The following is a 6984-nucleotide window of genomic DNA, read 5'->3' on the forward strand; positions in this document are numbered from 1 at the left end:
GATCACGTCCTCGCTGACCTCGAAGGTCTTCTCGGGGTCGAAGCCCAGGATCTTCTTGGTGGCCGCCACCTCGTCGGCGCCGAGCGCCGAACCGTGCACGCCGCCGGTGTTCATCTTGTTGGGCGCCGGATAACCGATGATCGTCCGGATCGAGATGAACGACGGCTTGTCGGTGACGGCCTTCGCCTCGGCGATCGCCTGTTCGATGCCGACGACGTTCTCCCCGCCCTCGATCTCCTGAACGTGCCAGCCGTAGGCCCGGTAGCGCGCGGCGACGTCCTCGGACAGCGCGATGTCGGTGTCGTGCTCGATCGAGATGTGGTTCTTGTCGTAGAACACGATCAGGTTGCCCAGCTGCTGGGTGCCGGCCAGCGAGGACGCCTCGCTGGTGATGCCCTCCTCGATGTCCCCGTCGGAGGCGATCACGTAGATGTAGTGGTCGAACGGGCTGGTGCCGGGCGCGGCGTCCGGGTCGAAGAGGCCACGTTCGTAGCGCGACGCCATCGCCATGCCGACCGCCGAGGCCAGGCCCTGGCCGAGCGGTCCGGTGGTGATCTCCACGCCGGGGGTGTGGCGGAACTCCGGATGGCCGGGCGTCTTGGACTTGAACGTCCGCAGCGACTCGATGTCGGAGAGTTCCAGGCCGAACCCGCCGAGGTAGAGCTGGATGTAGAGGGTCAGGCTGGAGTGTCCGCAGGACAGGATGAAGCGGTCCCGGCCGATCCAGTGCACGTCGCTCGGGTCGTGGCGCATCTGCCGCTGGAACAGCGTGTAGGCCAGCGGGGCCAGGCTCATCGCGGTGCCGGGATGGCCGTTGCCGACCTTCTGCACGGCATCGGCGGCCAGCACCCGGACGGTGTCCACCGCCCGCGAATCCAGATCCGTCCAGTCGTCCGGATGGTTGGGCCGGGTCAGGGAAGTGATCTCTTCGATCGTGGTCACGACGCGTGCTCCTTGGCTTGGCGGGGATGGGGATCCGCTGCAACCACCCTAGTGGGGAACCCGGAGCCGACGCAGAGGTCATCCCCTTGTGCTGGGAATGGACCCTGCAATTTCGGGCACCGGCCCGCGCGGTCTACCATCCTCTGTAGTAGATGCCCCCCGGGGTTGCCGCGATGTGGTTGAGGAGTTGGTTGCGTGAGGATTCGCGAAGGCCACCTCGTCGACGATTCCGCCAGGGGGCCGATCCGATTCCGCGACCGCGTGTTCGGCTACATCGGACTGACCAAGCCGCGCGTGATCGAGCTGCTGCTGGTCACCACGATCCCGGCGATGCTGCTCGCCGACCGCGGCACCGTGGATCCGCTGCTGATCTTCAACACCCTGGTCGGCGGTCTGCTGGCCGCGGCCGGCGCCAACACGCTGAACTGCGTCGCCGACGCCGACATCGACAAGAAGATGAAGCGCACCGAGCGCAGGGCGCTGGCCCGTGCGACCGTGCCGCGCAGCCACGCGCTGATCTTCGGTCTGACCCTGTCGGTGGCGTCGTTCTTCTGGCTGTGGTGGACCACCAACATGCTGTCGGCGCACCTGGCCGGCGCGACGATCGCGTTCTACGTGCTGGTCTACACCCTGCTGCTCAAGCGCCGCACGTCGCAGAACGTGGTGTGGGGCGGGGCGGCCGGCTGCATGCCGGTGATGATCGGCTGGTCGGCGGTGACCGGAACCATCCAGTGGCCCGCGCTGGTGATGTTCCTGATCATCTTCTTCTGGACACCGCCGCACACGTGGGCGCTGGCCATGAAGTACAAGGAGGACTACCAGGCGGCCGGGGTCCCGATGCTGCCCGCGGTGGCCACCGAGCAGCAGGTCACCAAGCAGATCCTGGTCTACACCTGGCTGACCGTCGCGGCCACGCTCGGCCTGGCCCTGGCCACCGGCTGGCTGTACGCGGCCGTGGCGATCGTCGCGGGCACCTGGTTCCTGGCCATGGCCCACCAGCTCTACGCGGGCGTGCGCCGGGGCGAACCCGTCAAGCCGCTGAGACTGTTCCTGCAGTCCAACAACTATCTGGCCGTGGTGTTCTGCGCGCTCGCCGTGGACTCGGCGCTGGCGCTGCCGACGCTGTTCAGCGTCTGATCAGGGCAGCAGCACCACCGAGCCGACGGTTCTGCGGCCCTGCAGATCGCGGTGGGCCTGCTCGGCCTCCCGCAGTGCGTACCGGTGGCTGACCGTGACCTCGAGGGTGCCGTCGGCGATCGCGGTGAGCAGTTCACCCGCGCGCCAGGCGAACTCGTCCGGAGTCCGGGTGTGGTGCGCCAGGTTCGGCCGCGTCAGGAACACCGATCCCGCCGCGTTAAGCCGCTGCGGATCGACCGGCGGGACGGGACCGCTGGCCGCGCCGAACAGGGCCAGTGTGCCGCGCACCGCGAGGCTGGCCAGGCTGGCTTCGAACGTCGACGCGCCGACCCCGTCGTACACCGCGGCCACCCCGTCGCCGTCGGTGAGCTCGCGGATGCGTTCACCGAATGCCTGCGGGTCGTCGGGATAGTCCAGGACCTCGACCGCGCCGGCGCGACGGGACAGCTCGGCCTTCTCGGGCGTCGACACCGTCGTGATCACCGAGGCCGCCAGGCTCGTCGCCCATTGCGTCAGGAGCAGGCCCACGCCACCGGCACCGGCGTGCACCAGCAGCGCATCGCCCTGCTGCACCGGGTAGGTCGACTTGATCAGGTAATGCGCCGTCATCCCTTTGAGCAGCGCCGAGGCGGCCACCTCCGGCGCCACGCCGTCAGGTACATAGGCGACGAAATCTGCTGGGGCCAGGGCGTATTCGGCATAAGCGCCGAGTGACTTGTCGGTGACCACGCGATCGCCGACCTTGAGGGCCGCCACGTCCTCACCGACGGCCTCGATGATGCCGCACACCTCGGCGCCGACGACGAACGGCACCTCCCGCGGGTAGAGGCCGGACCGGAAGTAGGTGTCGATGAAGTTCACCCCGATCGCCTCGGCCCTGATCAGCACCTGACCCGGACCCGGTGTGGGCTGCGGCTTCTCGACCAGGGACAGGACTTCGGGACCGCCGGTCTCGGCGACTTCGATGGCGTACATACCGACCATCATGCCCTCGGTAGGATCTGCTCCGTCATGAGACTGGCCCGCCCCGATGTGTTCCACCCGCGCATCGTGCTCGCCGGCTGCCCGGCGCTGCCCGAGGGGGACGGTGACGACGCGGGCCTGGTCCGCGCGTTGCGGGCCCGCGGCCTGCACGCCCGGTGGTTGTCCTGGGACGACCCCGCGACCTTGGCGGCCGACCTGGTGATCCTGCGCGCGGCGTGGGACTACACCGAGCGCCTCGACGACTTCCTGGACTGGACGCGGCGTGTCCCGCACCTGCTCAACGCGCCGGAGGTGGTGGCCTGGAACGCCGACAAGCGCTATCTGGCCGATCTGGCCGCGGCGGGGGTGCCGACCGTGCCGAGCGCGTTCTTCGCGCCGGGGGAGCAGGTCGAGCTCCCGCCCGGCGAAGTGGTGGTCAAGCCGTCCGTGGGTGCCGGATCGGTGGGCGCACTGCGTTTCACCGACGCCGCGCAGGCCCGGACCCATGCCGCGGCCCTGCACGCGGCCGGGCGGACCGTGCTGGTGCAGCCCTATGACGCGCGGGTCGGCGCCGGCGAGACGGCGCTGGTGTTCCTCGGGGGCGAGCAGTCCCACGCGTTCACCAAGGGCCCGATGCTGCCGTCGCCCGGGAAGTCACCCGCCCTCGACGAGTCGGGCACGTTCGCCGAGGAGGCGCTGCGGCCGGCCGAACCGGATTTCGAGGTGTGGGACGTCGGCCACGCCGCACTGGCCGCGGCGGCGCGCCACCTCGGGCTGAGTACGTCGGATCTGTTGTATGCGCGCGTCGACCTCATCGGTGGCGCCGACGATCCGCGGCTGCTCGAACTCGAGGTGATCGAACCGTCACTGGGCTGGCGCCAACTCGGCGCGCAGGACCGGCCGCGCCAGGAACGCCGCTTCGCGCTGGCCGTCGAATCAGCGCTGGAGCGGTTGGGGCTCGGCCCGTTCGCGCATCGACGCCCATAGCGCGGACGTGGCGGCCGTACACGCCGCCGCGCCGGCGACGTGCAGTGCCACCAGCGCTTCGGGCACCCCGGTGAAGAACTGGACGGCGCCCAGCGTGCCCTGCGCAGCGACCAGCACCACGACGACGCCGAGGCGTTTCATGATCCCGCCGGCCGCGCGCACCGCCAGCAGGCCGAAGCCCAGGCCCACCAGCAGCGAGAGATAGGCCACCAGCAGCGACGAGTGCATGTGCACCAGCGTGGTGATCTCCACCTGCAGACGGGGCACCGGTCGGTCCGGGCTCTTGTCCCCGGCGTGCGGCCCCGCGCCGGTGACCATGGTCCCGGTCACCAGCACCGCGGCCAACGCCACCGCGGACAGCACGGTCAACTGCCGCAACGGCTTCGGTGAGCGCGTGACGACCACCCCGGCGTCGGGCTCGCCGATCTTGACGTAGAGGAGGACGGCGAGCCACACCATGGCCATCGACACCAGCAGGTGGATCGCGACGGTCCACCAGAGCAGACCGGTGAGCACGGTGATGCCGCCGATCACCGCCTGCGCGACCGTGGAGGCCGGCATGAGCCAGGCGTAGACCTGTACCTCCCGGCGGCGCCGCGCGCGCGTGACGGCCAATACCGCCGCGGCGGCGGTGAGCACCACGAGGAACGTCAGCAACCGGTTGCCGAACTCCACGGCCTGGTGGATGCCCGCGACCTCGGGGTGCGGGACCGGGGTGAAACTCCCCGGGAAGCACTGCGGCCACGTCGGGCAGCCGAGACCGGAAGCGGTCACGCGCACGATGGCCCCGGTGACGGCGATTCCGCCCTGGGTCAGGATCACGGCCGCGGCGACGAGGCGCTGCACCCGAAGGCTCGGTTCGGGCAGCAGATCGACGAGCCGCAGGAAAAGTCGTCCGACGGGCACGCTCCGATGGTAGAGCCTCGTGAACTACACCTCGTAGTAGGGGCGTGTCGGCGGCCGGCTCTCAGGTGAAGCGGAACCACCGCAACGCGCAGAGCGCCGCGACGGCACCCCACACCGCCAGGACCGCCAGGCCGAACCAGTCCATCGACGACGTCATCGCCCGGGACAGCGCCTCGGTCAGCGCGCCGGACGGCGTGAGCCGCGCCACCCACTGCACCGCCGACGGAACCATTCCGCCCTCCAGCGTCAGCGCGCCGAGTCCGGCGAAGACGAACCAGAGCAGGTTCGCGACGGCGAGCACGATCTCGGCGCGCAGGGTGCCGCCGAGCAGCAGGCCGAGCGCCGCGAACACCGCCGTGCCCAGCGCGATGATCACCGCGCCCAGCGCCAGACCCGCCAGCGGGGGCCGCCACCCGAGCGCAAAACCGATGGCGCCGAACAGGATCGACTGCAGGAACACCACCGCGACCACCGCCAGCGACTTCCCGGCGATGATGCCCCACACGGGCAGCGCGGTCGCGCCGAGCCGCTTGAGAGCCCCGTAGCGCCGGTCGAACGCCACCGCGATCGCCTGCCCGGTGAACGCGGTGGAGATCACCGCGAGCGCCATGATGGCCGGGACGAACGTGTTCGCGCGGTTCGGCCCGAAGTCGCCCAGCGGCAGCAGTGTCAGACCGACCAGCAGCGTGATCGGGATGAACATGGTCAGCAGCAGCTGCTCGCCGTTGCGCAGCAGCAGCCGCAACTCCAGGCCGAATTGTGCGGCCAGCATCTTCTGGATCGCCGCCGGTCGCGGGTCCGGCGTGAAGGTGCCCGGCGCGAAACGGTTCCCGGTCGTCATTTCCGTAACTCCCGCCCGGTCAGATCGAGGAACACGTCTTCCAGGCTGCGCTGCTCGACGCGCATGTCGGTGGCCAGCACGTCCAGCCGCGCACACCACGCGGTGACGGTCGCGAGCACCTGAGGGTCGATATGTCCCTCGACCAGGTACTCGCCGGGCGCGGTCTCGCTGGCCCGGTAGTTCTCGGGCAGCGCGGCGGTCAGCAGGGACAGGTCGAGCATGCGGGGCGCACGGAAGCGCAACTGGTTCTCGGCGCCGCTGCGCATCAGCTCGGCGGGCGTGCCGGTGGCGACGGCCGCGCCGTTGTCGATGATCAGGATCCGGTCGGCCAGTTCCTCGGCCTCGGTGAGTTGGTGGGTGGTCAGCACCACCGTCACCCCGTCGCGGCGCAGCGCGTCGATCAGCTCCCACACCACCAGCCGCGCGTGCGCGTCCATGCCCGCGGTGGGTTCGTCGAGGAAGACCAGTTCGGGACGGCCCACGACCGCGCAGGCGAGCGCGAGCCGCTGCTGCTGCCCGCCGGAGAGCCGCCGATAGGTGGTGCGCGCCGAATCGGTCAGCCCCAGCGTGTCCAGCAGCCACTGCGGGTCCAGCGGATCCGCGGCGTAGGACGCGACGAGGTGGAGCATCTCGCCCGCCCGGGCCGCCGGATAGGCGCCGCCGCCCTGCAGCATCACCCCGGTACGGGCGCGCACCGCGGCGTTGTCGGCGACGGGGTCCAGGCCGAGGATCCTGATGGAACCGGCGTCGGGCCTGATGAACCCCTCGCACATCTCCACGGTGGTGGTCTTGCCCGCGCCGTTGGGGCCGAGGAGCGCGAAGACCTCGGCGGAGTGCACGTCGAGGTCGAGCGAGGACACCGCTGTCGTCGCCCCGTACCGCTTGCTCACCCCGCGCAACTGAACGGGGGCCGACGAGCGCTCGGGCGGGGAGCCGAGGGCGCCGGACGGCTGGGAGGTCACGGGGACTCAGCGTAGGCGTCGGGTCTGGCACTCGGTGGCGGCGGTGGCGGTGACGGGTCGGCGGCCGGGTCCTCCGGGTGGGCCCGCCAGGGCAGCCTGCGGTAGGTCAGCGCCATCAGGATCAGCAGGATCACCGTGCTCGCCACGGTCGCCAGCGCGATCTGGAACAGCGCGAACCGGTCGCCGTTGGCGGTCGGCCCGAAGATGCCGACCACCAGCGTCACGGCGATGGCCGCGGCGCGGAAC

The 6984-nt window shown here is 70.5% G+C and carries 6 protein-coding genes and 2 pseudogenes; 2 read left to right on the top strand and 6 right to left on the bottom strand.

Annotated features, from left to right (window positions below):
• Positions 1 to 942: pseudogene (locus ASJ79_RS15345) on the bottom strand (transketolase); the annotation flags it as partial.
• Between the two features lie 243 nt (positions 943 to 1185).
• On the opposite strand from ASJ79_RS15345, the gene ASJ79_RS15350 reads away from it, so the two are divergent.
• Positions 1186 to 2079 carry a heme o synthase gene (locus ASJ79_RS15350; RefSeq protein ID WP_231750860.1) on the top strand — a complete coding sequence of 298 codons (894 nt, stop codon included), beginning with the start codon at positions 1186 to 1188 and terminating at the stop codon, positions 2077 to 2079.
• On the opposite strand, the gene ASJ79_RS15355 is transcribed toward ASJ79_RS15350, so the two are convergent.
• On the bottom strand, positions 2080 to 3054 hold the full coding sequence (locus tag ASJ79_RS15355) for a quinone oxidoreductase (protein ID WP_067956607.1): 975 nt from the start codon (positions 3052 to 3054) through the stop codon (positions 2080 to 2082).
• A gap of 36 nt (positions 3055 to 3090) precedes the next feature.
• Between ASJ79_RS15355 and ASJ79_RS15360 the strand changes: the two genes are divergently transcribed.
• Complete coding sequence (locus ASJ79_RS15360) at positions 3091 to 4029, top strand: RimK family alpha-L-glutamate ligase (RefSeq protein ID WP_067956599.1); 939 nt, start codon at positions 3091 to 3093, stop codon at positions 4027 to 4029.
• Here ASJ79_RS15360 and ASJ79_RS15365 read toward each other — a convergent pair.
• From ASJ79_RS15365 to ASJ79_RS33210, 4 genes and pseudogenes are all read right to left on the bottom strand, one after another.
• Complete coding sequence (locus tag ASJ79_RS15365) at positions 3979 to 4935, bottom strand: heme A synthase (RefSeq protein WP_067956600.1); 957 nt, start codon at positions 4933 to 4935, stop codon at positions 3979 to 3981. The genes ASJ79_RS15360 and ASJ79_RS15365 overlap by 51 nt on opposite strands.
• A 61-nt stretch (positions 4936 to 4996) precedes the next feature.
• Positions 4997 to 5776, bottom strand: coding sequence for an ABC transporter permease (locus ASJ79_RS15370; protein ID WP_067956603.1), 780 nt, complete (start codon positions 5774 to 5776; stop codon positions 4997 to 4999).
• Positions 5773 to 6738, bottom strand: a complete 966-nt coding sequence (locus ASJ79_RS15375; protein WP_067956605.1) for an ABC transporter ATP-binding protein — start codon at positions 6736 to 6738, stop codon at positions 5773 to 5775. The genes ASJ79_RS15370 and ASJ79_RS15375 overlap by 4 nt, the downstream gene beginning before the upstream one ends.
• A pseudogene (locus ASJ79_RS33210) lies at positions 6735 to 6984 on the bottom strand (hypothetical protein); the annotation flags it as partial. The gene ASJ79_RS15375 and the pseudogene ASJ79_RS33210, both read right to left, overlap by 4 nt.

It is taken from the genome of Mycobacterium sp. NAZ190054, assembly GCF_001545925.1.
GTDB lineage: Bacteria > Actinomycetota > Actinomycetes > Mycobacteriales > Mycobacteriaceae > Mycobacterium.

Coding starts and splice junctions, on each gene's coding strand:
- ASJ79_RS15370 (WP_067956603.1), bottom strand. CDS start 5,776: ATGACGACCGGGAACCGTTTCGCGCCGGGCACCTTCACGCCGGACCCG.
- ASJ79_RS15355 (WP_067956607.1), bottom strand. CDS start 3,054: ATGTACGCCATCGAAGTCGCCGAGACCGGCGGTCCCGAAGTCCTGTCC.
- ASJ79_RS15360 (WP_067956599.1), top strand. CDS start 3,091: ATGAGACTGGCCCGCCCCGATGTGTTCCACCCGCGCATCGTGCTCGCC.